Raw genomic sequence first — 26,931 nt, 5'->3', positions numbered from 1 at the left:
CGTCAGCCGTTGCCGACCTTGAGCACCATCGCGGAGGCCGGTCCGGCGGCCGCGGCACCGTGCCCGCCGCCGCCGACCTCGGCGGCCACCGCGAGGTTGCCCCGGTAGGCGGTGAACCAGCTGTTGTCGTCGGCCTGGCCGTCGACCTGGGCCGTACCGGTCTTGGCACCCGCGCCGGCGGTGATGCCGCTCATCGGCCCGGCGGCGGTGCCGCTGGTGGCGGTCAGGTTCATCATCGCGCGCAGGCCCTGCAGGGTGGCCGGGGAGAGCGTCCGGTCGGCCTTCTGCTGCTCGGAGCCGGGCACCAGGATCGGCTGCCGGAAGGTGCCGCTCTGCACGGTCGCGGAGATCGAGGCCATGGTGAGGGCGTTCATGGTGATGTGGCCCTGGCCGATCAGCTGGGCGGCGCGCAGGTTGTCCCCGGTCGGCGCGGGGGCCTTGGCGGGGGCCAGCAGCATGCCGGTCTTCCAGGTCGGCCCGATGCCGAAGGCGTCCTTGGCCAGTGCTTCCATGTCGCCGCTCTTCAGCACCTCCAGACCCTTCTTGATCAGGGCGGTGTTGCAGGACTGGGCGAGGTCCTGGGAGAACTTCCAGTCCTCGTGCGGATCCGGGAAGTCGTTCTTGAAGGTCTGTCCGGCCACGCTCAGGGTGGCGGGGCAGGGCAGCACGTCGTCCGGCTTGACCCCGGCCTCCAGCAGTGCGGCCGCGGTGATCACCTTCATGGTGGAGCCCGGTGCGATCGCGGCCAGGAAGGCCCGGTTCTGCCCGCCGGCCGGGGCGTTGGCGAAGGCCAGCACGTTCCCGGTGCTGGGCTCGATGGCGACCAGCGAGGCCGGGAGGGTGCCGCCCTTGGACGCGCCCGCCACCGCCTTCTCGGCCTCGGCCTGGAGCTTGCCGTCCAGGGTCAGCTTGAGCGAGGGCACGGGCTTCGGGTCGGTGATGGTGAACAGCTTGTCCGCCGTGCCGCTGCCGTCGTCCTTGGTGATCACCACACCGGTCCCGGCGTCCTCCGGGGCCCCGGCGGCGTTCTGCTTGAACCTGGCCATCAGGGCGGGGGTCAGCGAGGGGTAGTTCAGCGGCTTGCCGTTGCGGTCCACCACCATCGCGGGCTCGGCGAAGACCGGCTTCACCGCGATGCTCTCGCCGCTGTCCAGCTTCGGGTGGATCACGTTCGGGGTCCAGTGCACGGCGGCCTTGCCGTCGCTCATCTTGACCAGGCCGAGCCGGCCCTCGTAGTTCCAGGCGTTGGCGGTCCCGGCGAACTCCACCTTGGCCCGGAAGCTCAACGGCACCTCGGTGCCGGTCGGGGCGCTCGCCGGGGCGCTCGCGCTCGGGGCGGCCTTCGCCGAGGCGGAAGCGCTCGCGGACGGGCTGGCCGAGGCGGTCGGGGTGCCACCGGGGGTGAGCGTGACGCCGCTCGGTTTCACCTTCTCCTGGAAGGCCCGCAGGGCGGCGATCGCGGTGTCCGGCTGGTCGGTCAGCGCCCCGGCCGCCTCCAGGTCACCCTTGGCCCACGCCTCCAGGAACGCCTTGGCCCCGGCTGCGGCCAGGTCGGCGGCGGGCGCCTCGGCCACCACCGTACGGACCTTGGGCGACTTGGCGTCGTCCCCGTTCATCGCGTCGTACACGTTGTAAGCGCCGAATCCGGCGACCCCGACCAGCGCCGTGCAGACGGTGGCGATGCCTATCTTGGCGGCGTTGTTCATGGTGCGGAATTCCCCCGATGGTCATGGCAGGTCCACTCCACAGTAGGTGGGGGAACTCCGTGTACCTGTTATCGGAGGGTCATTTGTGACGCATCTGGTACAGAATCCGCCGGATGGCGGGTCAGATCCAGCTGTTGAGCCACATCCGGGCCCGCCAGTCGTCCATCGGGATGGTCTGGCCGGTGTAGATCGGCAGGAAGTAGAGGAAGTTCCACATCACCATCAGCACCAGCAGCCCGGCCGCCGTACCGCCGATCACCCGCCGGTCCCGGGAGGCCGTCGCGGGGCCGATCAGCGCCCCGAGCATCATGGTCACCGCGAGCACCAGGAACGGCACGAAGATCACCGCGTAGAACAGGAAGATGGTGCGCTCCTGGTAGAGGAACCAGGGCGCGTACCCGGCCGCCAGCCCGAGCACGATCGCGCCCGCCCGCCAGTCCGCCCGCAGCACCGAGCGGTACAGGCAGTAGAGCAGGGCGACCAGGCCCAGCCACCAGAGCAGCGGCGTCCCGATCCCGAGCACCTCGGCCGCGCACTCGTTCACCGTGCAGCCGGACTGCCCCAGCTTCGGCGACTCGTAGAAGAACGACACCGGGCGGCCGACGACCAGCCAGCTCCACGGGTTCGACTGGTAGGTGTGCGGGCTGGTCAGGCCGACGTGGAAGTCCCACATCGTCGCGTGGTAGTGCCAGAGGCTGCGCAGCGCGTCCGGCACCCAGGTCAGGTCGACCTGGAACGGCATCCTGACGCCGCCGATGTGCTCCGGTGAGAGCCCGCCCCGGTGCAGGGCCCAGTCCCGGCCGTACCCGCCCTTGCCCGGCTCGGTGCTGGACGCGAACCAGCCGGCCCAGCTGGCGACGTAGACCGAGATCGTGACGACGAACAGGACCACCCCGGCGAGCACGGAGTCCCACAGCGCGCCCCGGACCGGGTGCCGAGCCCCTGCCAGCCGACGGGCCCCGGTGTCCCAGAGCGCGCCGAGCAGCCAGAAGACCACCAGCACCCACATCCCGCTCCACTTGGTGGCCAGGGTCAGGCCGATGCAGACCCCGGCGGCCAGCCGGTACGGGCGCCAGCCCAGGAACAGCCAGTCACCGCCGGGCGTGTGCTCCAGCCGACGGGCGATCAGCGCCCTGGTCCGGTCCCGGTCGAGCAGCAGGAAGCCGAACGCGGCCAGGCACCAGAACATCACCACCAGGTCGAGCAGCGCCGACCGGCTCATCACGAAGTGCAGCCCGTCCACCGCGAGCAGCAGCCCGGCCACCGTGCCCAGCAGGGTGGAGCGGAACAGCCGCCGCCCGATCCGGGCCACCATCAGCACCGAGAGGGTGCCGAGCACCGCGACCGCGAACCGCCAGCCGAACGGGTTCATCCCGAACAGCTGCTCGCCCAGCCCGATCACCCACTTCCCGACCGGCGGATGGACGATGTACGACGGATCGGTCCGGAACGGGATGGACTGGACCGGCGAGAGGATCTTGCCGTTGGCGTCGTCCGGCCAGCTGGTCTCGTAGCCGACCTGCCAGAGCGAGTAGGCGTCCTTGGCGTAGTAGGTCTCGTCGAAGATCATCGAGTGCGGGCCGCCCAGGCCGCTGAACCGCAGCACCCCGGCGAACAGCGCCACCACGAGCGGGCCGAGCCAGCCGGCCCAGCGGCACAGCCAGGACCACAGTGCGTCCGGCAGGCGCACCCCGAGGCGGAGCAGCAGCGGCGAGGGCGGCACCCGGTCGGGCGTCACGCCGGGGCCGTCCGGCATCGGCGGCGCCAGCCGCTCCGCCGTCCCGGCCCGGTCGGTCGGCCGGTGCCCGAACCGTTCCAGCGCACCGCGCCAGCTCGGCCGCTCGGGCTCTTCCGCCCGGGGGCTCGGCACGGCGGCAGCACCGTCCAGCAGGACGGCTCCGCCCCGCTCCGAGTGGTCTACGCCAGCCGGCCCCTCAAGGCCCTTTTCGCCGCTCACCCGCCACATCGTAGGGGCGGCTCCCGAGCAGGCAATGGCCCGCCGTGATCCTGCCCCTTTCGTCACCATTTCTGCCGGGGAACTCCAGGTACACGCTTCGGAAGCCAGGAGGCCGGGGCTGCGCTGGTGTGCGGCTCCGCCACGCGGTCGTCGCCGACTTTTGGCAGGCGCTTCGGGTCTACGGTCCAGGGGCTCGGGGAACTGCGACGCCGGCCTCGTACAAGGTCACCGTTGCGTGGGTGGTCAGGCACTTTCGCAGTGACCCGCACGCCAGATCTCCTCGCAGTTCCCCGAGCCCCTGGACAGTGCAACTGGACGCCCTGCCAAAGGCGCAGCCCCGAGCCCCTGGACAGTGCAACTGACTCGCCTGCCAAAAGCGCAGCGTCGGGCCCCCGGAGGGAGATGGCCGAGGAGTCGTCGGGAGCTGGGAGGATGGGTGGGTGACAGGCGTACTCGTGCTCGCAGGAACTCCCATCGGTGACGTCTCGGACGCGCCGCCCCGACTGCTCACCGAGCTGGCCACGGCGGACGTGATCGCGGCGGAGGACACCCGCCGCCTGCGTCGGCTGACCCAGGCGCTCGGGGTGACCCCGACCGGCCGGGTGGTGTCGTACTTCGAGGGCAACGAGGTGGGCCGGACCCCGGAGCTGGTGGAGGCGTTGCAGAACGGCTCCCGGGTGCTGCTGGTCACCGACGCCGGGATGCCGTCCGTCTCGGACCCGGGGTACCGGCTGGTGGACGCCGCCGTGGCCGTCGGGATCAAGGTCACCGCCGTGCCGGGGCCGTCCGCCGTGCTCACCGCGCTGGCGCTGTCCGGCCTGCCGGTGGACCGGTTCACCTTCGAGGGCTTCCTGCCCCGGAAGAACGGCGACCGGGCCCGGACCCTGGCCGAGCTCAAGGCCGAGCCGCGCACCATGGTGTTCTTCGAGGCCCCGCACCGGATCGCCGAGTCGCTGGCCGCGATGGCGGACGCCTTCGGAGCGGACCGCCCGGCGGCCGTCTGCCGCGAGCTGACCAAGACGTACGAGGAGATCAAGCGCGGCGGCCTCGCCACGCTGGCGGCCTGGGCCGCCGACGGGGTCCGGGGCGAGATCACCGTGGTGGTGGCCGGCGCCCCGCCGACCGCGCCGCAGGAGCGCACCCCGGCCGAGCTGGCCCGGCTGGTCACCCTGCGGGAGCAGGAGGCGGGCGAGGGCCGCAAGGAGGCGATCGCCTCGGTCGCCGCCGAGCTCGGGCTGCCCAAGCGGGCGGTGTTCGACGCGGTGGTGGCGGCCAAGCACGGCAGCTGACGCGGGCCGCCGGACCCGCGCGTACCGTGGAGGAAGCACTCCGTAAAACCATGGGTTGTTGAAGCTTTGGCCCGGTTGTCGTACAGGTATTTCCAATTCGGAGCCAAGCTTCGGAAACCCGGTTGGCGGAGTCCGGGCCCCGGGCATTCCCTGGGATGGAAAGACCCGAGCCGGGCGAACGCCCGGCGGGCGCTGGGAGACGGTCATGAGCGACACGATCGGCAGTCCGACGAACACCGACCCCACGCTGGGCACGACCAGGCCGCCGACGCCGGTGGAGACCGTCCGGGAGGCGTACTCCTTCGCCTGCCTGAGCTGCGGCTACGGCTGGGAGCAGGACTACCGGATCGAGCACCACAAGGCGCGGGACGGTCACCTGGTGGTCGAGTACCACGCGAACGGCGTCCGGGTCCCCTCCCCGCTGCTGAAGCCGACCTGCCCGGGCTGCGGCGGGCACACCGTGCGGATCATGCCGGCCGGCCGGGTCGCCTCGGTCGAGCGGTCCTGGCACCACGCCCCCGGTTACGCGGGCCGGGCCGAGCCGGAGCACCCGCACCGCACCCGGCTGCCGCACCGCTCGTTCGGCACCTGGCTGCGCTCGCTGTTCGGCCGCGCGGCCTGACCCTCGCGTCCTGGGGACCACCCCCGAGCCAATCGAGTCGAGGGTGGTTCCTTCGCGCCGCTAAGATTTCCGACCATGGCGGCCACTGCAGACCACAGCACCACCGAGGCATCGAACTCGGCCTACTACGTCACCACCCCGATCTACTACGTGAACGATCGCCCGCACCTGGGCCACGCGTACACCACGGTCGCCGGGGACGTCCTCACCCGCTGGCACCGCCAGCGCGGGGAGAAGGTGTGGTACCTGACCGGTACCGACGAACACGGCCAGAAGATCATGCGCACGGCGGACGCCCACGGGGTCACCCCGCAGGAGTGGTGCGACAAGCTGGTCGAGGAGGAGTGGAAGCCGCTCTGGCAGCACCTCAACGTGGCCAACGACGACTTCATCCGCACCACCCAGCAGCGGCACACCGACCGGGTCCAGGAGTTCGTCCAGGACCTGTTCGACAAGGGCGAGATCTACAAGGGCGGCTACGAGGGCCCGTACTGCGTCGGCTGCGAGGAGTACAAGCTCCCCGGCGAGCTGCTGCCGGGCGCCACCGAGGACGAGAAGCTCTGTCCGGTGCACAAGAAGCCGGTCGAGTGGCTGGAGGAGGAGAACTACTTCTTCCGGCTCTCCGCCTACGGCCCGAAGCTGCTGGAGTTCTACGCCGAGAACCCCGACTTCATCGCCCCGGCCTCGGCCCGCAACGAGGTGCTGCGGTTCGTCGAGCAGGACCTCAAGGACCTGTCGATCTCCCGCTCCACCTTCAACTGGGGCGTCCCGCTGCCCTGGGACGAGAAGCACGTCCTGTACGTCTGGGTGGACGCGCTGCAGAACTACATCACCGCCGCCGGTTACGGCGCCGACCCGGAGCGGTTCGCCGAGCTGTGGCCGGCCTCGGTGCACCTGGTCGGCAAGGACATCCTGCGGTTCCACGCGGTGATCTGGCCGGCCATGCTGATGGCCGCCGGGCTGCCGCTGCCCAAGCGGGTGGTCGCCAACGGCTGGCTGATGGTCGGCGGCGAGAAGATGTCCAAGTCGAACCTGACCGGCATCTCCCCGCAGGACCTCACCTCGCACTTCGGCGTGGATGCGTACCGGTACTACTTCCTGCGGGCGATCCCGTTCGGCACCGACGGCTCGTTCTCCTGGGAGGACTTCTCCGCCCGGTACACCTCCGAGCTGGCCAACGACTTCGGCAACCTGGCCTCCCGGGTCGCCGCCATGGTCGGCAAGTACCACGAGGGCTCGCTGCCCGCCGCCACGGCGGCCGGTGCGGCCGAGCAGGCGGTCGCCGACGGGCTGGTGACGGCCACTCAGGTCGCCGACCGGAAGATCGGCGAGGAGCTGGACTTCGCGGGCGGCATCGCGGCCGTCTTCGAGTTCATCAAGCAGGTCAACGGCTACCTCACCGAGCAGGAGCCGTGGAAGGTCGCCAAGGACACCTCGGCGGAGGGCCAGGCGAGGCTCGCCACCATCCTGTACACCGCCGCCGAGGCGCTGCGGGCGACCGCCGTGCTGCTCAACCCGCTGATGCCGGCAACCGCCGAGAAGCTCTGGGAGTCGCTCGGCGCGGAGCCCGAGCTCGGCCCGCTGGCCGCGCAGACCATCGCCACCGTCGCCGACTGGGGCCGCCTGCCGGTGGGCGCCACGGTGACCAAGGGCGAGATCCTGTTCCCCCGCCTGGAAGAGAAGCCCGCCGTCTGATGGCCGACGACCGCTCGACCCCGCCGCCGCTGCCCGTCCCCCTCGGGGTGCCGGTCGCCGACTCGCACACCCACCTGGACATGCAGTCCGGCACCCCCGCCGAGAGCCTGGCCAAGGCCGCCTCGGTGGGGGTGACCACCGTGGTCCAGGTGGGCTGCGACGTGGCCGGCTCCCGCTGGGCGGCCGAGCTGGCGGCGGAGTTCGAGCAGGTCCACGCGGCCGTCGCGCTGCACCCCAACGAGGCGCCCCGGCTGGTGCTCGGCGACCCCGACGGCTGGTCGGGGCAGCAGCGGGCCCCGGGCGGCTCGCCCGCGCTGGAGGCGGCGCTGGCCGAGATCGACCGGCTGGCCGCGCTGCCGCAGGTGCTCGCGGTCGGCGAGACCGGTCTGGACTACTTCCGGACCGGGCCCGAGGGCGTGGACATCCAGAAGGAGTCGTTCCGCCGGCACATCGAGATCGCCAAGCGCCACGGCAAGGCGCTGGTGATCCACGACCGGGAGGCGCACCAGGACGTGATCGACGTCCTGCTGGCCGAGGGCGCGCCCGAGCGCACCGTCTTCCACTGCTACTCCGGCGACGCCGAGATGGCCAGGGTCTGCGCCGAGCACGGCTGGTACCTGTCCTTCGCCGGCCCGGTCACCTTCAAGGCGAACCAGCCGCTCCGGGACGCCCTGCTGGCCACCCCGCTGGACCGGGTGCTGATCGAGACCGACGCGCCCTTCCTCACCCCGCACCCGTACCGGGGCCGCCCCAACGCGCCGTACCTGATCCCGGTCACCCTGCGCTCGATGGCGGCCACCCTGGGCCTGTCCGACGACGGCCTCGCCACGGCGGTCGCGGCCAACACCGCCCGCGCCTTCGGGTACTGAACGGCTCGTATCCTTGGCGGGTGAACAGCGACCCCACCCCCACGGCCGACAGCTTCCTGCTCGGCGCCTCCGACATCCGTGAGCTGGCCGCCACGCTCGGGGTGAAGCCCACCAAGCAGCGCGGGCAGAACTTCGTGATCGACGGCAACACCGTGCGCCGGATCGTCCGGGCGGGCGGGGTGACGGCCGAGGACGTGGTGGTCGAGGTCGGGCCCGGGCTCGGGTCGCTGACGCTGGCGCTGCTGGAGGTGGCCAAGCACGTCACGGCGGTGGAGATCGACCCGCTGCTGGCGAGGCACCTGCCGACCACGGTGGCCGCCCGGCTGCCGGAGCGGGTGAAGGACTTCGACCTGGTGCTCAGCGACGCGATGGAGGTCACCGAGCTGCCGGGCCCGCCGCCCACCGCGCTGGTCGCCAACCTGCCGTACAACGTGGCCGTGCCGGTGCTGCTGCACATGCTGGCCACCTTCCCGACCATCGAACGCACCCTGGTGATGGTGCAGAGCGAGGTCGCCGACCGGCTCGCCGCCAAGCCGGGCAACAAGGTGTACGGGGTGCCCTCGGTCAAGGCCAACTGGTACGCCGAGGTGAAGCGGGCCGGGGCGATCGGCCGGAACGTCTTCTGGCCCGCGCCGAACGTGGACTCCGGGCTGGTCTCGCTGGTCCGTCGTCAGCCGCCGCAGACCACCGCGACCCGCAAGGAGGTGTTCGCGGTGGTGGACGCCGCCTTCGCACAGCGCCGGAAGACCCTGCGGGCCGCCCTCGCCGGCTGGGCCGGCTCGGCGGCCGGGGCCGAGCAGGCGCTGGCCGCCGCCGGGATCGACCACAAGCTGCGCGGCGAGATGCTGACGGTCGAGCAGTTCGCCGCGATCGCCGAGCACAAGCCGGTCGGGGGTGCCGAGTGATCACGGTCCGGGTGCCCGCCAAGGTCAACGTGCAGCTCGGGGTCGGCGGACTGCGGGCCGACGGCTTCCACGACCTGGCCAACGTGTTCTTCGCGGTCGCCCTCGGCGACGAGGTGACGGCCCGTCACGGCGAGGGCGTCACCCTCACCTGCTCCGGGCCGGACGCCGGTGCGGTCCCGCTGGACGACACCAACCTGGCCGCCCGCGCGGCCCGGCTGCTGGCCGCCCACCACGGCATCGAGCCGAACGTCGCGCTGCACATCGCCAAGGCTGTCCCGGTCGCGGGCGGCATGGCGGGCGGCAGTGCCGACGGGGCGGCCGCGCTGGTCGCCTGCGACGCGCTGTGGGGTCTGGACACCCCGGCCGGGGTGCTGCACGAGCTGGCCGCCGAGCTCGGCTCGGACGTGCCGTTCGCGCTGCTCGGCGGGGTCGCGCTGGGCCGGGGGCGGGGCGAGCTCCTGGAGCCGCTGCCGGTCACCGGGACGTTCCACTGGGTCTTCGCGGTGGCCGACGGCGGGCTCTCCACCCCGGCGGTCTTCCGCGAGTGCGACCGGCTGCGGGTCGAGGCCGGCATCGGCTGCACCGACGTCGAGGTGCCCACGCCGGACGCCGACCCGGCGCTGCTGGCCGCCCTGGCCGCCGGTGACCCGGCCGCGCTGGCCAAGGCGCTGACCAACGACCTGCAGCCCGCCGCCGTCTCGCTCCGGCCCGCGCTGGCCGACACCCTGCTGGCCGGCACCGAGGCGGGCGCGCTGGCCGCGCTGGTCTCCGGCTCGGGCCCGACCACGGCGTTCCTGGTCGCGGACGCCGAGAGCGCCGCCGCGGTCGCGGCGGCGCTGCTGGCCTCCGGCACCTGCCGGGCCGCGCACGCCACCTACGGCCCGGTGCCGGGAGCGGCGGTCCTGGCCGGTTGACCTGGAGTGCACTCCAGAATCCAGACTCCTGGTCAGCGCCCGCGGTCGACGGGCCGTGAGACGGGGAGTCTGGCATGCAGTACCGCACGATCGGCACCGACCCGAAGACCCGCCGGGAGGTCAGCGTGCTCAGCCTCGGCGCCATGCTGATGGGCACGCTGACCGACGAGGCCACCTCGTTCGCCGTGCTGGACCGGTACGTCGAGGCGGGTGGCACCTTCATCGACACCTCCAACAACTACGCGTACTGGATCGACGGCAGCCAGGGCGACGCCAGCGAGCTGCTGGTCGGCCGCTGGCTGCGCAGCCGGGGCGTCACCGACGAGGTGGTGATCGCCACCAAGCTCGGCGCCCGCCCGCTGGCCCCGGGCACCGGATACGTGGAGAACGGCGCCGGCCTGTCCGCCCGGGCGGTCCGGGAGCAGGCCGAGCAGAGCCGCGAGCGGCTCGGGGTCGAGCGGCTCGACCTGCTGTACGCGCACGTCGAGGACACCAAGGTGCCGCCGGCGGAGACCGTCGAGGCGCTCGGCGCACTGGTGGGCGAGGGCACGGTGGGCCTGCTGGGCGTCAGCAACCACTGGACCTGGCGGGTCGAGCGGGCCCGCAGTCTGGCCGCGCAGGCCGGGCTGCCGGGGTACGAGGTGCTCCAGTACAGCCACAGCTACTTCCGCCGCCGGGCCGACCTGCCGGGTGCGCTCAGCGTCGACGGCGACCAGGGCGTGGTCACCGGCGAGTTGCTCAGCTACGTCCGGGAGGACCCGGCGCTCACCCTGGTGGCGTACTCGCCGCTGCTCGGCGGTGGCTACACCCGGCCGGACAAGCCGCTCGGCCCGGCCTTCGACCACGCGGGCACCCGGGCCCGCCGGACCGTCCTGGACCAGGTCGCCGCCGAGACCGGCGCCACCGTCAACCAGGTCGTGCTGGCCTGGCTGATCGGCGGCGGGATCCCGGTGGTCCCGCTGGTCGGCGCCTCCTCGGTGGCCCAGCTGGACGAGAGCCTGGCCGCCCTCGACCTGGAGCTGTCGGCCGAGCAGCGCGGACGGCTGGACAGCGCCGGCTGAGCACCCCACTAGGCTGGAGACCCCGGGACGTCTCCCGGCCTCTCTAGTTCCAGGAGCGCAGCTGCAGTGGCCGTCAACCTCGCCACCATCGAGTCCGTCAGCAAGGTCTACGGCACCCGGGCCCTGCTCGACGGGGTCACCCTCGGCGTCAGCGAGGGGGACCGGATCGGTGTGGTCGGGCGCAACGGTGACGGCAAGACCACGCTGATCCGGATGCTGGCCAAGCTGGAGGAGCCGGACAGCGGCCGGATCACCCACTCCGGCGGCCTCCAGCTCGCGGTGCTCACCCAGCACGACTCGCTGGACCCGAAGAAGACCATCCGGCAGGAGGTCATCGCCGGCCGGGCCGACCACGAGTGGCTCGGCGACTCCCGGATCCGCGACATCATCCAGGGCCTGTTCGGCGGCCTCGACCTGCCCGGCTTCCCCCAGGGCCTGGACACCGTGATCGGTCCGCTCTCCGGTGGCGAGCGCCGCCGGATCGCGCTGGCCCAGCTGCTGCTCGGCGAGCACGACCTGGTCGTGCTGGACGAGCCCACCAACCACCTCGACGTCGAGGGCATCGCCTGGCTGGCGAAGCACCTGCAGAACCGCCGCTCCGGCCTGGTCTGCGTGACCCACGACCGGTGGTTCCTGGACCAGGTCTGCACCCGGATGTGGGACGTCCAGCGCGGCGAGGTCCGCGAGTACGAGGGCGGCTACTCCGACTACGTCTTCGCCCGCGCCGAGCGCACCCGGGCCGAGGCCACCGAGGAGCAGAAGCGGCAGAACCTGGCCCGCAAGGAGCTGGCCTGGCTGCGCCGGGGCGCCCCCGCCCGGACCTCCAAGCCGCGCTACCGGATCGAGGCCGCGAACGCCCTGATCGCCGACGTGCCGGAGCCCCGGGACAAGAGCGAGCTGATGAAGTTCGCCAACGCCCGGCTCGGCCGGACGGTCTTCGAGCTGGAGAACGTCACCGTCAAGGCCGGTCCCAAGCTGCTGCTGGAGAACCTGACCTGGAACCTCGGCCCCGGTGACCGGATCGGTCTGCTCGGCGTCAACGGCGCGGGCAAGACCTCGCTGCTGCGCGCCATGCAGGCCGCCCACGCCACCCAGGGCGACGTGCAGCCCGCGTCCGGGGTGATCAAGGTCGGCAAGACCGTCCGGCTGGCCTACCTCTCCCAGGAGATCGCCGAGCTGGACCCGGCGACCCGGGTGCTCCAGGCCGTCGAGCAGATCCGCGGCCGGGTCGACCTCGGCAAGGGCCGGGAGATGAGCGCCGGTCAGCTCTGCGAGCAGTTCGGCTTCACCAAGGACAAGCAGTGGACGCCGGTCGGCGACCTCTCGGGTGGTGAGCGGCGTCGGCTCCAGCTGCTCCGGCTGCTGATGGACGAGCCCAACGTGCTCTTCCTCGACGAGCCCACCAACGACCTCGACATCGAGACCCTGAACCAGCTTGAGGACCTGCTCGACGGCTGGCCCGGCTCGATGGTGGTCATCAGCCACGACCGGTTCTTCATCGAGCGGACCACCGACACCGTGCACGCGCTGCTCGGTGACCAGCGGCTGCGGATGCTCCCGAAGGGCGTCGACGAGTACCTGGAGCGGCGGGCCAAGATGGTCGAGCAGGCCGTCCCCGCAGCGCTCGCCGCGCCGGTGGGCAAGCCCGCCGGGGACAGCCGGGCGATCAAGAAGGAGATGCAGAAGCTGGAGCGCCAGATCGTCAAGCTGGACGCCCAGGAGGTCAAGCTCCACGCCCAACTCGCCGAACACGCGGCCGACTTCGCCAAGATCTCCGACCTGGACGCCCAGCTCCGCAAGGTCCGCGAGGACAAGGAGGAGCTCGAGCTCGCCTGGATGGAACTCGCCGAACAGGAGTAACCCCCAGACGCCGCCGACTCTTTTGGCAGGTGCTCGGGGCTGTGCTGGTGTGCGGCTCCGCCGCGTGGGCGACGCCTCGCTTTTGGCAGGTGGACGGAAGAGTCAGGGGCTCGGGGCTCTGCTGTTGTGCGGCTCCGCCGCGTGGGCGACGCCGGCCCTTGCAAGGTGATCGTTGCGTAGGTGGTCAGGGACTTTCGCAGTGACCCGAGCGCCAGATCTCCTCGCAGTTCCCCGAGCCCCTGGGTGGTGCAACTGAACGCCCTGCCAAAAGGCGCAGCCCCCGGGCCCCGGTCTACGGCGCGAGAAGCGTGTCGAGCTCGGTGGCCGCGCGGCCCAGCACGCTGAGCGCGGGGTCGTGCGGCCCCGTCGGGTGCGCCGCCGGCCCGCTCGGGGGCCGGTGGTCGCGGGCGGCGGCCGTGAGGCGGTCGAGGGCGTCCAGCACCCGGTCGACCTCGGTGGGGTCGGGGCTGCGCCCGCCGTAGCGGAGCTGGGCACCGTAGGCGGCGACCGCTCCGCCGAGCCGCTCCAGGGCGGCGGTGGCGGGGAGCCACTGTTCGGCCAGCCGGCCGTTCGGGGGTGGTTCGGTGAGGCCGTGCCGGACCTCCTGGCGGGCGTCGGCCAGGGCACGGTAGGCGGTGCGGCGCAGCCACACCTCGGCGAGCGGTTCCGGTTCGGCCACCACGGCGGTCAGGTAGGCCCGGACGGCGGTGGTGGCGGCGACCAGCTTGGGTTCGATCCGGTGCCGGGGGCGTTCGGGCCAGAGCAGGTAGCCGAAGAGCAGCACGATGCCGCTGCCGAGGGCGGTGTCCAGCACCCGGGGCCAGAGCTCCTCGGTGCCCGGTTCGCCGCCGAACTGGACCAGGATCAGCGCCATCGGCGTCATCACGGCGGCGTTCAGGCCGTAGTGCACCCCGACCGAGTAGGGCAGCAGCGCGACGCAGAGGGCGGCGATCACGGTGAGCGTCCACTGCGAGGAGGTGACCGAGAGCACGGCCGCCGCCACCGCGACCCCGAGCACGGTGCCGACCGACCGGCTGACGGCCCGTTGGAAGACTGAGCCGAGATCGGGCTTGAGCACGAAGGCGACCGTCATCGGCACCCAGTAGCTGCGGCTGAGCGGCACCCCGGCGGTGACCACCCCGGCGACCGCGATGCAGAGCGCGACCCGCAGGCCGTACCGGGCGGAGCCGGGGGAGAGCAGCCGGGCCCGCAGCCGCCAGGGGTCGGGCGGCGGGGCCGGAGCGGTGCCGAGCACCACGGGCCGGCCGGCGGCGGTGTCGGCGACCGCGCGCAGGGCGGTGTCCAGGGCCCGCAGGGCGGGGGTGTCGGGGTGCCAGTCGGGGTAGCGGGGCGGGGGCGCGCCGAGGACGGCGTCGGCCAGGGCGCCCGGCAGGGCGGCGACCTCGGCAGGGACGGGGCGGCGGGCCCAGAGCAGTCCGCCGGCGGTCTCGGTGGCGCCCAGCACGGCCTCGTACAGGCGCCGCAACTGCCGGACCGGCTCGGCTTCCTGACGGTGCGCCGGGGGCAGCAGGTCCTGCAGCTGGTTGAGCCGGGCGGTGAGCAGCTGCCGGGAGGCCGGGCCCGCCGGGGTGCCGAGGTCGGCGAGGGTGGCGCCGAGGGCGCGCAGGGCGGCGGCCAGGGCGCGGCGGCGCGGGTCGGCGTCGGGGTGGCCGGCGTGGGCGCGGTGCGGGAGGCCGAGCAGCAGGACGTACCCGGCGCCGAGCAGCATCATCGGCGGGGCGGCCCACCAGGGGTGGGAGAGCGGCATCCCGGCGCCGAGGGCGGCGGAGACCAGCAGCAGCATCCCGGCGCCCGAGCCGCGCGGACCGGTGGCGCTGAGCGCGCCGGAGGCGAAGGCGACCAGGGTGAGGGCGGCTCCGGCGGTGAGCGTCCCGGCGCCGGCGTGCTGGAGCGCGGCGCCGACCAGCATGCCGAGCGCGGAGGCGGTGACCGCTCCGGCGATCCGGGGGACCCGGAGGGCAGTGGGTTCCAGCCGGTCGTTCATGGTGGCGTGCATCGCGCCGAGTCCGGCGTAGACGCCGAGGTCGAGGCGGCCGCCGAGCAGGCCGAGGGCGAGCGGGGTGAGCATGCCGATCGCGGCCCGGATCACCAGCACCCAGGGGACGGGCGGCCGGTCGGCCCGGGCGGCGTGCGCCCACCAGCCACGGGGACGGCCAGGGGCTGACACGTGCTCACCTACTGCGCTGGGATTCGGGCGTACCGGATCATCCCAGCATAGAACGGGACGCTCAGCGGAAGCTGCGCACCGTCAGCCCGAGGGAGCCTGCGGCGACCACCGCGCCGGGTATCGGCCAGCCGAACGAGGCGCCCTCCCGACAGAGCGTCAGCCCCAGGTCCAGCAGGAAGAATCCGAGGGCCAGGCCGAGTACCGGGAGGACCCGGTGGAGGACACCACGATTGCTCAACAGCCCCTGCATGTCCGCGTCCTTTCCTGCCCAGGAGCGCACACCATACCGCCAGGTACCGGGACATGCACCACCCCGGCGGACATCCGGGACCGCACTCCCGGATCACCCGGCTGACCGCTGTCCGGGCCGGTCCGGCCGCTCCAGGGTGGGGGCATGACTTCCTCCCCTCCGGCGGCCGTGGCCGACCGGTCCGACGAACAGGCTCCGGCGCTCCGCCGGGTGGCGGCGGCCGCGCTGGTCGGCACCACGATCGAGTTCTACGACTTCTTCATCTACGGGACGGCGGCCGCGCTGGTCTTCGGCCAGGTGTTCTTCCCCGGCCTCGGTGCGGCCGGCGGGCTGCTGGCCGCCTTCTCGGTGTACGCGGTGGCGTTCCTGGCCCGGCCGGTGGGGGCGGTGCTGTTCGGCCACTACGGCGACCGGCTCGGCCGGAAGACCACCCTGGTCGGCTCCTTGCTGCTGATGGGGGCGTCCACCGCGCTGGTCGGGCTGCTGCCCGGGTACGGGGCCTGGGGGGTCTGGGCGCCGGTGCTGCTGGTCGTCCTGAGGTTCTGTCAGGGGATCGGCCTGGGCGGCGAGTGGGGCGGCGCGGCCCTGCTGCTGGCCGAGCACGCCCCGGCGGGGCGGCGCGGGCGGTACGGCGGGTACCTGCAACTCGGGCCGTGCGCGGGCTTCTTCCTGGCGAACGCGGTCTTCCTGGCGTTCTCCGAGGGGCTGAGCAGGTCGGCCTTCCTGGGCTGGGGCTGGCGGGTGCCGTTCCTGGCCTCGGCCGTGCTGGTGGCGTTCGGGCTGTTCGTCCGGCTGCGGGTCGCCGAGTCACCGCTGTTCCGGGAGCAGCCGGAGCGGGCCCGGGTGCCGGTGGTCGAGCTGTTCCGGGAGCACGGGCGGACGGTGCTGCTCGCCGGACTCTCGATCATGGTCGGGTACACGCTGTTCTACCTGACCACCACCTACGCGCTGGCCTACGCGACCGCTGGACTGGGCCTGGCCGGCGGCCTGGTGCTCGGGCTGCTGCTGGCCGGCGCGCTGGCCATGGCGGGCACGGTCTGGCTCAGCGCGGGGCAGGGCGACCGCTGGGGCCGGCGGCGGACCCTGCTCGTCACGACCTCCCTGGGTGTCGGCTGGGCGCCGTTGCTCTTCGTGCTGCTGGAGACCGCCAGGCCGGTGCTGGTCGGGGTGGCGCTGATCGGTTCGATGGCCGTGCTCGGGCTGCACTTCGGGCCGGTGGCCGGCTACCTGCCCGAGCTGTTCCCGACCCGGGTGCGGTACACCGGCGTGGCGCTCGGCTACAACCTCGGCGGGGTGGTCGGCGGGGCCACCGCCCCGCTGGTCGCCACCCGGCTGTACGGCGTCTACGGCACTGCCGTCCCGATCGGCTGGTACGCGGCCGGGGTAGGGGTGGTCTCCCTGCTCAGCCTGCTCGCGCTGCCCGAGACCCGGGGGCGCGACCTGGGCGCGGTGCGGCGGCCCGGGCTGCTCGCCGAGCCCGGCTGACGGGCCGTCGGACGGGGAGCGGGGTGGGCGGCGGAACGGATTTCCCGTACGGGCCGATCACCGTGTAATGTCTTCCTCGTTCGACCGGTTCGCCCCTATAGCTCAGTCGGTAGAGCGTCTCCATGGTAAGGAGAAGGTCTGCGGTTCGATTCCGCATGGGGGCTCCACTCATCACAGGCTCCCGCCATCTCGGCGGGGGCCTGTTGTGTTTCCCGAGGGCGTGACCCGACCCGCCCGCGCTCTGGCGGGCCGGGGCCGAATGCGCTCTGATGGTGCGTCACGGTGGCCCGCCGGGTACGGACGGGGTGCGGAGGGTGGCCGGACGGGGAGTGGAGGGCGCCGTGGGCGTTCGGCTCGTGGTGGTCGACGACCACAGACTGCTCGCGGAGGCGCTGGCCGCCGCGCTGACCCTGCGCGGGCACCGGGTGCTCGCGATCGGCTCGCCGGCCCGGGCGGTGGCCGAGTCGGTGGTCGGCCGACGCCCCGAGGTCTGCCTGCTGGGGGTGGCCGGAGCGGGTGCCCCGGACGCCTTCGAACCGCTCCGGCGGCTGCGCCGGGAACGGCCCGAGATCGCCGTGGTGGTGCTCGGCCCGGTCGGCGAGCCCGGGCGGGTGGCGGCGGCCTTCGCGGCCGGCGCGGCGGGCTACGTCCGCAGCGACGAGCGGATCGAGGTGGTCGAGCGGGCGATCGCCCGGGTCCGGGCGGGCGAGGCGGCGGTCGCGGTCGAGGTGCTGCAGGGGGCGTTCGAGCGGGTGCTCCGCCCGGTCCCCGAACCGGACGACGACTCGCTGCGGCTGCTCCGGGCCCTGACCCTGCGGGAGGTCCAGGTCCTGCTCCGGATCTCCGAGGGCCAGGACACCACCGCGATCGCCGCCGGCATGGGCATCGCCCCGAGCACCGCCCGCACCCACGTCCAACGCGTCCTGATGAAGCTCGGCGCCCGCACCCGCCTCGAAGCCACCGCCCTCGCCGTCCGCACCGGCCTCCTCGCCCGCATCACCCGCCCCTGATCCTTCGGCAGGTGCTCACTGCCTACGGCTCCAGGGGCTCGGGGAACTGCTCAGCCGCCCACGGCGCCAGGGGCTCGGGGAACTGCGACGCCGGCCTCGGAAAAGGTCACACGTGGGTAGGCGGTCAGGCACTTTCGCAGTGATCCCGGCGCCAGATCTCCTCGCAGTTCCCCGAGCCCCTGGGTAGTCGACCGTTGAGCGCCTGCCTACAGTGCAGCCCCGAACCCCTGGATCGCTCGCAAAAGGCACAGCCCCGGAGCGCCCGCCCAGCGTGCGGCCCTGAGCTCCGGTGTTGACTCATGTGTAGTTGTGTTTGATTATGTGAGCGCAGTGCACATTCGGAAGGCGGAGCCGTGCAGAAGACCACGACCAAGCTCGCGGACGGTCGCGAGCTCATCTACTTCGATGCGGCGGAGGGCCCCACCGACCGCTCCTCCATCGACCTGCGTCCGTTGGAGGCGACCACCGCCCTGTCGGAGGTGCGCCGCGACCCGGTCACCGGGGACCACGTCACGGTGGCGGCCCACCGGCAGGGCCGGACCTACCACCCGCCGGCCGACGAGTGCCCGCTCTGCCCGTCCCGGGACGGGCGGTCGAGCGAGATCCCGGCGTCGGACTACGAGGTGGTGGTGTTCGAGAACCGGTTCCCCTCGCTCGCGCTCGGTGCCGCCGCCGAGGTGGAGCCGGACGCCACGCCGCTGCGCGAGCTGGCGGCCGGGGTGGGCCGCTGCGAGGTGGTCTGCTTCACCGCCGAGCACCAGGCGTCGTTCGCCGACCTGAGCGAGGGCCGGGCCCGCCTGGTGCTGGACGCGTGGACCGACCGGACGGCCGAGCTCTCCGCGCTGCCGGGCGTCGAGCAGGTCTACTGCTTCGAGAACCGCGGCGCCGAGATCGGCGTCACGCTGGCCCACTCGCACGGCCAGATCTACGCCTTCCCGTTCGTCACCCCCCGCACCGTCAAGATGACCGCCCGGGCCGAGGAGCACCGCGCCGCCACCGGCCGGAACCTGTCCGAGGACCTGCTCGCGGCCGAACTCGCCGATCCCGTACGAGTGGTGCTCCGGGGCGAGCACTGGACGGCGTTCGTCCCGTTCGCCGCCCGCTGGCCGTACGAGGTGCACCTGTACCCGAACCGCCGGGTGGCCGACCTGACCGGGCTGACCGAGCCGGAGCGGGCCGAGTTCCCGGGGATCTACCTCGAACTGCTGCGCCGCTTCGACCGGTTGTTCGACGGTGCCGCTCCGACCCCGTACATCGCGGCCTGGCACCAGGCGCCCGCCCGGCACCGCACCGAGCTGGCACTGCACCTGGAGCTGTTCACGATCCGTCGTACGGTAGGCAAGCTCAAGTTCCTGGCCGGCGTCGAGTCCGGCATGGACGCATTCATCAACGACGTGTCGCCGGAGTCGGCGGCCCGTCGCCTGCGGGAGGTCGCAACATGAGTAAGTACCTGGTCACCGGTGGCGCCGGTTACGTCGGCAGTGTGGTCACCGCGCACCTGCTGGAGGCGGGCCACCAGGTCACCGTGCTCGACGACCTCTCGACCGGCTTCCGGGAGGGGGTCCCGGCCGGGGCCGAGTTCGTCCGGGGCCGGATCCAGGACGCGGCCGAGGTGCTGGACTCCTCCTTCGACGGCGTGCTGCACTTCGCCGCCTGCTCGCAGGTCGGCGAGTCGGTGGCCGACCCGGAGAAGTACTGGCGGAACAACGTGGCCGGCTCGCTGGAGCTGATCAGCGCGATGCGCAAGGCCGGGGTCGGCAAGCTGGTGTTCTCCTCCACCGCCGCCGTCTACGGCGAGCCGGAGGAGGTGCCGATCGCCGAGACCGCCCGTACCTCGCCGACCAACACCTACGGCGCCACCAAGCTCGCGGTGGACCACCTGATCACCAGTGAGGCGGTCGCGCACGGCCTGGCCGCCGTCTCGCTGCGCTACTTCAACGTGGCCGGGGCGTACGGGGCGTACGGCGAGCGGCACGACCCGGAGTCGCACCTGATCCCGCTGGTCTTCCAGGCCGCCCTGGGCGACCGCCCGCACATCGCGGTCTACGGCGAGGACTACCCGACGCCGGACGGCACCTGCATCCGCGACTACATCCACGTGGCCGACCTGGCCGACGCCCACCTGCTGGCGCTGGACGCCGCCAAGCCCGGCGAGCACCTGATCTGCAACCTCGGCAACGGCAGCGGTTTCTCCGTCCGCCAGGTGATCGAGTCGGTGAAGCGGGTGACCGGCCGGGAGATCCCGGTCGTGGTCACCGACCGCCGCCCCGGCGACCCGGCCGTCCTGGTCGCCTCCGCCGCCCGCGCCCACCAGGCGCTGGGCTGGACCCCCCGTCGTGCCGACCTGGACGAGATCGTCAAGGACGCCTGGCAGTTCACCCTGGAGAAGAAGCCCGCATGACCGATTTCCAGTCCGTCCACGGTGCCGCCCCGACCGGGGTCTGGGCGGCGCCCGGCCGAGTCAACCTGATCGGCGAGCACACCGACTACAACGACGGCTACGTGCTCCCGATCGCCCTGCCGCACACCACCAGGGCGGCCGTCCGGCTGCGCACCGACGGCCTGTTGCGGCTGTGGAGCGAGCAGGGCGACGGCCGGGTGACCGAGCTGGACGTCGCGGGGCTGACCCCCGGCGCCGTGGCGGGCTGGGCCAAGTACCCCGCCGCAGTGGTCTGGGCGTTCCGCGAGGCGGGGCACCCGGTCGGCGGCGCGGACTTCTGGTTCGACAGCGACGTGCCGACCGGGGCGGGTCTGTCCTCCTCCGCCTCGCTGGAGTGCGTGGTCGCCACCGCCTACCGCGACCTGTACGAACTGGACCTCGACGCGGCCGAGTTGGCCCTGCTCGCGCAGCGGGCCGAGAACGCCTTCGTCGGCGTCCCGTGCGGGGTGATGGACCAGATGGCCTCGACGTGCTGCGCCGAGGGCGGTGCGCTCTTCCTGGACACCAGGGACCTGGCGCAGCGTCAGGTGCCGCTCGACCTGGCCGGCCGGGGCCTGCGCCTGCTGGTGATCGACACCCGGGTCAAGCACGACCTGGCCGACGGTGCGTACGCCGACCTGCGGGCGGGCTGCGAGCGGGCCGCCGCGCTGCTCGGGCTGCCCGCCCTGCGCGACCTCGACCCGGCGGGGCTGGCCGCCGCGCTGGCCGCGCTGCCGGCCGAACTCCGGCCGCTGGTCCGGCACGTGGTGACCGAGGACGCCCGGGTGCAGCAGGCCGTCGCCCTGCTGGACGCCGGTGACTTCGCCGGGCTCGGCCCGGTGCTGACCGCCGGGCACGCCTCGCTCCGGGACGACTACGGGGTCTCCTGCCCGGAGACCGACCTGGCGGTGGCGGCGGCGGTCGAGGCCGGTGCGCTCGGCGCCCGGATGACCGGCGGCGGCTTCGGCGGCTCGGTGATCGCCCTGGTCGACGCCGAACGGCTGGACGCCGTCGCGGCCGCCGTGACCGGTGCCTTCAAGTCCGCCGGGTACGCCGACCCGCGCACCTTCACCGCCACCCCGGCGGCCGGGGCACGTCGGCTGAGCTGACCTGCGGCGGTACAGCGCCCCGGGCCGACCCAGCGTCGGCCCGGGGCGCCGTCGTGTCCGGACAACTGCGGGGTGAATGACGAAACTTCACCAAATCCCCACCGATGCGCTGCCCTCTTCCGTACGCTGAGTCCCGCAGGGAACCGGGGGGCATGAAGTGGGCGAGCCCGCCGCAGTGGGCCCGGCAGCCGGTGGGGGTCGGCACCTGAGCAGGGGGGAACGACGATGGGGCGGGTTCGCGTCCTGGTGGTCGACGACCACCGCATCTTTGCCGAGGCGCTGGCGGCCACCCTGGCCGCCGAGGCGGACGTCGAGGTCGGCGTGGCCGGCAGCGCGGCCGGCGCCGAGCGCGCCCTGGAGCGGGCCGCCGCCGAAGGGCGGGCCTTCGACGTGATCCTGATCGACGCCGACCTGGGCCCCGTAGGCGCCGCCGCCTTGCGCCGCCCCCGCCAACAGGCCGAGCCGGAAGGACAGTTCGGCCGCGCACCGGCACCCGGTCGGCTCTCCGTGCCGACCCAGCCGGGCCCGCTCAGGCCGCCCGCAGGGCCGGCACCCGACGGCTTACCCCTGCTGGCCAGGGCCTGTCGGACGTACCCCGAGCTGCGTGCCGTGGTGCTGGCCCGCGAGGACGACCCGCGCCGCGCCGTCCGGGCACTGCAGGCCGGTGCCTGCGGCTGGGTGGCCAAGGACAGTTCGCTGCCGCGGCTGATGGCCGTGATCCGCGGCGTCCTGCGGGACGAGACCCACCTGCCGCCCGCCCTGCTCACCGGGGTGGTACGGGAGTTGACCGCCGCCCGACGGGACCGGACGGAGAGCGAACGGCTGGTGGAGAGCCTCACCCCCCGGGAGGAGGAGGTGCTCCGCTGCATGGTCGCCGGTCTCGGCCGGCAGGCCGTGGCCGAGCGGCTCTACCTCTCGCCGCACACCGTCCGCACCCACATGCAGAACGTGCTCGGCAAGTTGGGGGTGCACTCCACCCTCGCCGCCGTCGCCGTGGCCCGACGGGCGGGCGTCAGCCCGTCCGAACCGGCCGCCCCGCCCACCCCGCGCGCCACCCCAACCGTCGCCACAGGCCCCGGCGCCGGCTGACCAGCCCCCCAAGCCCAGGTACCGACATCGTCAGGTCAGGGAATTCGGAGGACACATGTCGCCGTACAACAATGCCGCACGCCTGAAGCCGTCCAACCATCCACTCCAGGAGGGCGGTTCAGGTCTGCGTACGATCGTGGTCGGTGCCGGTTCGGCCGGCACCGCGCTGGTCCGCGACCTCGACCGGACGCCCGACTTCGGGCTGCTCCCGGTCGGGCTGCTGGACGACGACCCGCTGAAGGCCGGTCAGCTGGTCAGCGGCGCACCGGTGCTCGGCACGCTCGCCGAGCTGACCGAGCTCGCGGTCCGGCACCGGGCCCAGGTGGTGGTGCTGGCGATCCCCGGGCTGGCCCACCAGCGGGTCCGCCAGCTGGCCACCGCGGCGGCGGCGGCCGGCGCCTCGGTCCGTTACCTGCCGTCCTTCCTGTCCGCCCTCCGCCGCGAGGTGGTCGGCTCCGACCTGCGCAGCCTGGACGTCAACCGGCTGATCGGCCGGCACGAGGTGCACGTGGTCTCCTCGGACGTCCGGGCCGTGATCGAGGGCCGCCGGGTCCTGGTCACCGGCGCGGGCGGCTCGATCGGCAGCGAACTCTGCCGTCAGCTGCACGCCTTCGGACCGGCCGAGCTGTACATGCTCGACCACGACGAGTCCAACCTGCACCGGCTCCAACTCGACATCTGGGGCGAGGCGTTGCTCACCGACGACTCGCTGGTGATCGCCGACATCCGGGACCGGCCGAGAATCCAGCAGATCTTCCGCGACCTCCGGCCCGAGGTGGTCTTCCACGCCGCCGCCCACAAGCACCTCCCGCTGCTGGAGCGCCACCCCTCCGAGGCGGTGAAGTCCAACGTGCTGGGCACCGACAACCTGGTCGAGGCCGCCCTGGCCACCGGCGTCGAGCGGTTCGTGCTGATCTCCACCGACAAGGCGGCCGACCCGACCTCGGTGCTCGGCGCCAGCAAGCGGCTGGCCGAGCTGATCGTGCAGGCCAACGCCCGGGACGCCCGCAACCTCGGCACCGGCGTCTTCTCGGCGGTCCGGTTCGGCAACGTGCTCGGCTCGCGGGGCTCGCTGCTCTCGGTGCTGGCCGAACAGCTCCGCAGCGGCGGCCCGGTGACGGTCACCCACCCCGACGTGACCCGGTTCTTCATGACCATCGAGGAGGCGGTCGGCCTGGTGCTGGAGGCCGGGCGGATGGCGCACGGCGGCGAGGTGTTCGTGCTGGACATGGGCGAGCCGGTCCGGATCGTCGACCTGGTGCACAACTTCGCCCGGCAGGTCCAGTTGGAGGCCGAGGAGGTGGAGATCCGGTACACCGGTCTCCGGGCCGGCGAGAAGCTCAACGAAGCCCTGTTCTCCGAGGGCGAGGTCCGCGTCCCCACCGCCCACGCCCGGATCTACGCCACCGTCGCCGACCACACGGCCGGCCCCGAGGACCTGGCCGGTGGCCTGACCGGCCTCTACCAGGCCGCCGCGGGCAACTCCGACGCCGAGGTCCGCCGCCGCCTGGCCGAACTCCTCCCCGGCTACCAAACCCCCGTCGCCCAGCCCGTCCCCGCCCTCAGCAGCCCCTACCCGGACGGTTTCTAGGCACGAGCTGTCGGAAATACAGGGGCCCGGGGCTCTGCTGCTGTGCGGCTCCGCCGCGTGGGCGACGCCGACTTTTTGGCAGGTGCTCAGCCCGCTACGGAGTCAGGGGCTCGGGGCTCTGCTGTTGTGCGGCTCCGCCGCGTGGGCGACGCCGACTTTTTGGCAGGTGCTCAGCCCGCTACGGAGTCAGGGGCTCGGGGCTCTGCTGTTGTGCGGCTCCGCCGCGTGGGCGGCGCCGACTTTTTGCAGGTGGCTCGGCATCTACGGTCAGGGGCTCGGGGAACTGCGACGCCGGCCTCGGAAGAGGTCACGCGTGCGTAGGTGGTCAGGCACTTTCGCAGTGACCCGCACGCCAGATCTCCTCGCAGTTCCCCGAGCCCCTGGACCGTAGACCCAGAGCACCTGCCAAGAGCTGAGCAGCCGGAGGCGGACTCAGACCGCGTCGAACGGTGCCACCAGCTGGCGGAGGAGCCCCGCGAGCTCGGTCTGCTGCTGCCCCGTCAGTTCGGCCAGCAGGGCTCGCTCGTGGGCCAGCAGACCGGCCAGCGCCTCGTCCGCGCGGTCCCGCCCGTCCTCGGTCAGCCGGACCAGCACGCCGCGCCGGTCGTCGGGGTCGGGCAGCCGCTTGACCAGGCCCTTGCCGGTGAGCCGGTCGATCCGGTTGGTCATGGTGCCGGAGGTGACCAGGGTCTGGGTGAGCAGCTGGCCGGGGGAGAGCTGGTAGGGGGAGCCGGCCCGGCGCAGGGCGGTCAGCACGTCGAACTCCCACGGCTCCAGGCCGTGCTCGGCGAAGGCGGTGCGGCGGGCGCGGTCCAGGTGCCTGGCGAGCCGGCTGACCCGGCTGAGCACCTCAAGCGGTCGCACGTCGAGGTCGGGGCGCTCACGGCGCCATGCAGCGACCAGCCGGTCGACCTCGTCCTCCATGTGGATCAGTGTAGCCACGGGTGTGTCGATATGAAGCCTCTTGACGTCAAGACTTCCTCGGTGAACACCGCGGGCACAGCTGCCGCGAGGGTCAGAGCTGCCGGTCGCCGACCAGTTTGGGGTGCCGCTCCATGCCCTCCAGGCCGTGCCAGGCCAGGTTCACCAGGTGGGCGGCCACCTCGGCCTTGCCCGGGCGGCGGACCTCCAGCCACCACTGGCCGGTGAGCGCGACCATGCCGACCAGCATCTGCGAGTACATCGGCGCCAGCCGGGCGTCGAAGCCGCGGGACTTGAACTCCAGGCCGAGGATGTCCTCGACCTGGGTGGCGATGTCGCTGATCAGCGAGGCGAAGCTGCCGGTGGACTGCGCCACCGGGGAGTCCCGGACCAGGATCTTGAAACCGTCGGTCGAGGTGTCGATGTAGTCCATCAGCGCGAAGGCGGCCTGCTCCAGCAGCTCACGGGAGTGCCCCCCCGTGAGCGCGCCGGTGACCATGTCGAGGAGGAGCTGCATCTCCCGGTCGACCACGACCGCGTACAGCCCCTCCTTGCCCCCGAAGTGCTCGTAGACCACCGGCTTGGAGACCCCGGCCCGCTCGGCGATCTCCTCCACCGAGGTGCCGTCGTAGCCGCGCTCGGCGAACACCGTCCGGCCGATGTCGAGCAGTTGTTCGCGGCGCTGCTTGCCGGTCATCCTGACCCGGCCCGCCTTGGTGGTCCGGGCGGGAGCGGCCGACCGGGTACGGGCGGTCTCCGCTCGTGTGGTCCGGCCGTCCGTGGTGTCTCCGTTGCTCCCGTTCACCCTTACATCATGCTGCAGGCGTCGGGTCATGCGGTGCGGCGGGCCGCGATCCGCTCCGCGTCCGGCCACCGCACATCCGTCGCCCAGCCCGCCAGTTCGAACCAGCGGATCAGCCGGGCGGAGGAGTCGATCTGGCCGCGCAGCACCCCGTGCCGGGCCGAGGTGGGGTCGGCGTGGTGCAGGTTGTGCCAGGACTCGCCGCAGGACAGCACCGCCAGCCACCAGACGTTGCCGGACCTGTCACGGGACTTGAACGGCCGGGAGCCGATCGCGTGGCAGATCGAGTTGATCGACCAGGTGACGTGGTGCAGCAGGGCCACCCGGACCAGCGAGCCCCAGAAGAAGGCGGTCAGCGCGCCCTGCCAGGACATCGAGACCAGACCGCCGACCAGTGGCGGGATCAGCATCGAGACCAGGGTCCAGACCCAGAACAGCCGGGAGACGGTCCGCAGCACCGGGTCCTTCACCAGGTCGGGCGCGTACTTGACCTGGGAGGTCTGCTCCTCGTCGAAGAGCCAGCCCATGTGGGCCCACCAGAGGCCCTTGAGCAGCGCGGGCACCGACTCGCCGTAACGCCACGGCGAGTGCGGGTCGCCCTCCTTGTCGCTGAACCGGTGGTGCTTGCGGTGGTCGGCCACCCAGCGCACCAGCGGGCCCTCGATCGCCAGGCTGCCGGCGATCGCCATCGCGATCACCAGCGGGCGCTTGGCCTTGAACGAGCCGTGCGTGAAGTAGCGGTGGAACCCGATCGTGATGCCGTGGCAGGCGACGAAGTACATCACCGTGGCGATCGCCAGGTCGGTCCAGCCGAGGCCCCAGCCCCAGGCCACCGGCACGACGGCCAGCAGCGCCAGGAAGGGCACCCCGATGAAGAGGCCGAGCGTGATCCGCTCGGCGAGGCCCTGCTTCTCGCCACCTCGGGTGGCGGAGAGCTGGGTGGCGGCGATGGCATCAGCCTCTGGGGGCGCTTCGCTGGCCTGGATCGTCATGGGGTTCCTTGAGGGAAGGGGCTACCTACGTAGCCGTAACCTACGGCATCGTAAGTTCTGCCGCCCCGGTTGGGAAGACGTGTCGGCCATGGCTAGGGGCCCCTAGGGCGCGTATTTGGTCGTGATCAAGCGGTGGTTCTGGCGAGGTCCTTGATCCAGATCATCGCGCCGCGAAGCTGGAGGCCGGCGAGGTAGCT

General features: G+C 72.7%; 22 protein-coding genes and 1 tRNA gene. 16 read left to right on the top strand and 7 right to left on the bottom strand.

Annotated elements, in window-relative coordinates:
- Positions 1-2 precede the first annotated feature (2 nt).
- Complete coding sequence (locus ACIRPK_RS30565) at positions 3-1,706, bottom strand: penicillin-binding transpeptidase domain-containing protein (RefSeq protein WP_403044374.1); 1,704 nt, start codon at positions 1,704-1,706, stop codon at positions 3-5.
- 121 nt (positions 1,707-1,827) lie between these two features.
- Positions 1,828-3,672, bottom strand: a complete 1,845-nt coding sequence (locus tag ACIRPK_RS30560; RefSeq protein ID WP_403044371.1) for a dolichyl-phosphate-mannose--protein mannosyltransferase — start codon at positions 3,670-3,672, stop codon at positions 1,828-1,830.
- 431 nt (positions 3,673-4,103) lie between these two features.
- Between ACIRPK_RS30560 and rsmI the strand changes: the two genes are divergently transcribed.
- From rsmI to ACIRPK_RS30520, 8 genes are all read left to right on the top strand, one after another.
- Positions 4,104-4,952 (top strand): 16S rRNA (cytidine(1402)-2'-O)-methyltransferase, encoded by an 849-nt coding sequence (rsmI, locus tag ACIRPK_RS30555; protein WP_403044368.1) that lies wholly within the window; start codon positions 4,104-4,106, stop codon positions 4,950-4,952.
- 205 nt (positions 4,953-5,157) lie between these two features.
- Positions 5,158-5,574 carry a hypothetical protein gene (locus tag ACIRPK_RS30550; RefSeq protein WP_403044365.1) on the top strand — a complete coding sequence of 139 codons (417 nt, stop codon included), beginning with the start codon at positions 5,158-5,160 and terminating at the stop codon, positions 5,572-5,574.
- Positions 5,575-5,649: 75 nt separating this feature from the next.
- Complete coding sequence (gene metG, locus ACIRPK_RS30545; protein ID WP_403044362.1) at positions 5,650-7,269, top strand: methionine--tRNA ligase; 1,620 nt, start codon at positions 5,650-5,652, stop codon at positions 7,267-7,269.
- A complete protein-coding gene (locus ACIRPK_RS30540; protein WP_403044359.1) occupies positions 7,269-8,138 on the top strand; it encodes a TatD family hydrolase in 870 nt (289 codons plus the stop codon). The genes metG and ACIRPK_RS30540 overlap by 1 nt, the downstream gene beginning before the upstream one ends.
- Positions 8,139-8,158: 20 nt before the next feature.
- Positions 8,159-9,043: a 16S rRNA (adenine(1518)-N(6)/adenine(1519)-N(6))-dimethyltransferase RsmA gene (rsmA, locus tag ACIRPK_RS30535; RefSeq protein WP_403044356.1), complete on the top strand. Its 885-nt coding sequence runs from the start codon at positions 8,159-8,161 to the stop codon at positions 9,041-9,043.
- Entirely contained in the window at positions 9,040-9,957 is a 918-nt protein-coding gene (locus ACIRPK_RS30530; RefSeq protein WP_403044354.1) for a 4-(cytidine 5'-diphospho)-2-C-methyl-D-erythritol kinase, read from the top strand. The genes rsmA and ACIRPK_RS30530 overlap by 4 nt, the downstream gene beginning before the upstream one ends.
- Before the next feature lie 74 nt (positions 9,958-10,031).
- A complete protein-coding gene (locus tag ACIRPK_RS30525; protein ID WP_403044351.1) occupies positions 10,032-11,018 on the top strand; it encodes an aldo/keto reductase in 987 nt (328 codons plus the stop codon).
- Between the two features lie 66 nt (positions 11,019-11,084).
- Complete coding sequence (locus ACIRPK_RS30520; RefSeq protein ID WP_403044349.1) at positions 11,085-12,878, top strand: ABC-F family ATP-binding cassette domain-containing protein; 1,794 nt, start codon at positions 11,085-11,087, stop codon at positions 12,876-12,878.
- 292 nt (positions 12,879-13,170) lie between these two features.
- On the opposite strand, the gene ACIRPK_RS30515 is transcribed toward ACIRPK_RS30520, so the two are convergent.
- Together ACIRPK_RS30515 and ACIRPK_RS30510 are read right to left on the bottom strand one after the other, a co-directional pair.
- Positions 13,171-15,066, bottom strand: a complete 1,896-nt coding sequence (locus ACIRPK_RS30515) for an FUSC family protein (protein WP_403044346.1) — start codon at positions 15,064-15,066, stop codon at positions 13,171-13,173.
- A gap of 61 nt (positions 15,067-15,127) precedes the next feature.
- Positions 15,128-15,304, bottom strand: a complete 177-nt coding sequence (locus tag ACIRPK_RS30510; protein ID WP_403044344.1) for a hypothetical protein — start codon at positions 15,302-15,304, stop codon at positions 15,128-15,130.
- A gap of 156 nt (positions 15,305-15,460) precedes the next feature.
- Here ACIRPK_RS30510 and ACIRPK_RS30505 point away from each other — a divergent pair, with 156 nt between their 5' ends.
- The 8 genes from ACIRPK_RS30505 (at position 15,461) to ACIRPK_RS30470 (ending at position 24,019) form a co-directional block, all read left to right on the top strand.
- A complete protein-coding gene (locus tag ACIRPK_RS30505) occupies positions 15,461-16,801 on the top strand; it encodes an MFS transporter (protein WP_403044342.1) in 1,341 nt (446 codons plus the stop codon).
- A gap of 91 nt (positions 16,802-16,892) precedes the next feature.
- Positions 16,893-16,968: transfer RNA gene (locus tag ACIRPK_RS30500), tRNA-Thr, on the top strand.
- A gap of 174 nt (positions 16,969-17,142) precedes the next feature.
- Positions 17,143-17,811, top strand: a complete 669-nt coding sequence (locus tag ACIRPK_RS30495) for a LuxR C-terminal-related transcriptional regulator (RefSeq protein ID WP_403044339.1) — start codon at positions 17,143-17,145, stop codon at positions 17,809-17,811.
- A 353-nt stretch (positions 17,812-18,164) separates the two neighbouring features.
- Positions 18,165-19,253: a galactose-1-phosphate uridylyltransferase gene (gene galT, locus ACIRPK_RS30490; protein ID WP_403044337.1), complete on the top strand. Its 1,089-nt coding sequence runs from the start codon at positions 18,165-18,167 to the stop codon at positions 19,251-19,253.
- Positions 19,250-20,212: a UDP-glucose 4-epimerase GalE gene (gene galE / locus ACIRPK_RS30485; RefSeq protein ID WP_403044335.1), complete on the top strand. Its 963-nt coding sequence runs from the start codon at positions 19,250-19,252 to the stop codon at positions 20,210-20,212. The genes galT and galE overlap by 4 nt, the downstream gene beginning before the upstream one ends.
- Entirely contained in the window at positions 20,209-21,339 is a 1,131-nt protein-coding gene (gene galK, locus ACIRPK_RS30480) for a galactokinase (RefSeq protein ID WP_403044333.1), read from the top strand. The genes galE and galK overlap by 4 nt, the downstream gene beginning before the upstream one ends.
- A 225-nt stretch (positions 21,340-21,564) precedes the next feature.
- Positions 21,565-22,428, top strand: coding sequence for a LuxR C-terminal-related transcriptional regulator (locus tag ACIRPK_RS30475; RefSeq protein WP_403044331.1), 864 nt, complete (start codon positions 21,565-21,567; stop codon positions 22,426-22,428).
- A 55-nt stretch (positions 22,429-22,483) separates the two neighbouring features.
- Complete coding sequence (locus ACIRPK_RS30470) at positions 22,484-24,019, top strand: polysaccharide biosynthesis protein (RefSeq protein WP_403044328.1); 1,536 nt, start codon at positions 22,484-22,486, stop codon at positions 24,017-24,019.
- 432 nt (positions 24,020-24,451) lie between these two features.
- On the opposite strand, the gene ACIRPK_RS30465 is transcribed toward ACIRPK_RS30470, so the two are convergent.
- From ACIRPK_RS30465 to ACIRPK_RS30455, 3 genes are all read right to left on the bottom strand, one after another.
- Complete coding sequence (locus ACIRPK_RS30465) at positions 24,452-24,943, bottom strand: MarR family winged helix-turn-helix transcriptional regulator (RefSeq protein WP_403044465.1); 492 nt, start codon at positions 24,941-24,943, stop codon at positions 24,452-24,454.
- 91 nt (positions 24,944-25,034) lie between these two features.
- Entirely contained in the window at positions 25,035-25,745 is a 711-nt protein-coding gene (locus ACIRPK_RS30460) for a TetR family transcriptional regulator (RefSeq protein WP_403044326.1), read from the bottom strand.
- Positions 25,746-25,771: 26 nt separating this feature from the next.
- Complete coding sequence (locus ACIRPK_RS30455) at positions 25,772-26,734, bottom strand: acyl-CoA desaturase (RefSeq protein WP_403044324.1); 963 nt, start codon at positions 26,732-26,734, stop codon at positions 25,772-25,774.
- Positions 26,735-26,931 lie beyond the last annotated feature (197 nt).

The organism is Kitasatospora sp. NPDC101801 (assembly GCF_044766665.1).
GTDB lineage: Bacteria > Actinomycetota > Actinomycetes > Streptomycetales > Streptomycetaceae > Kitasatospora.
Note: the sequence above shows the minus strand (reverse complement) of the source record. Positions and strands in the feature narration are given on the sequence as shown.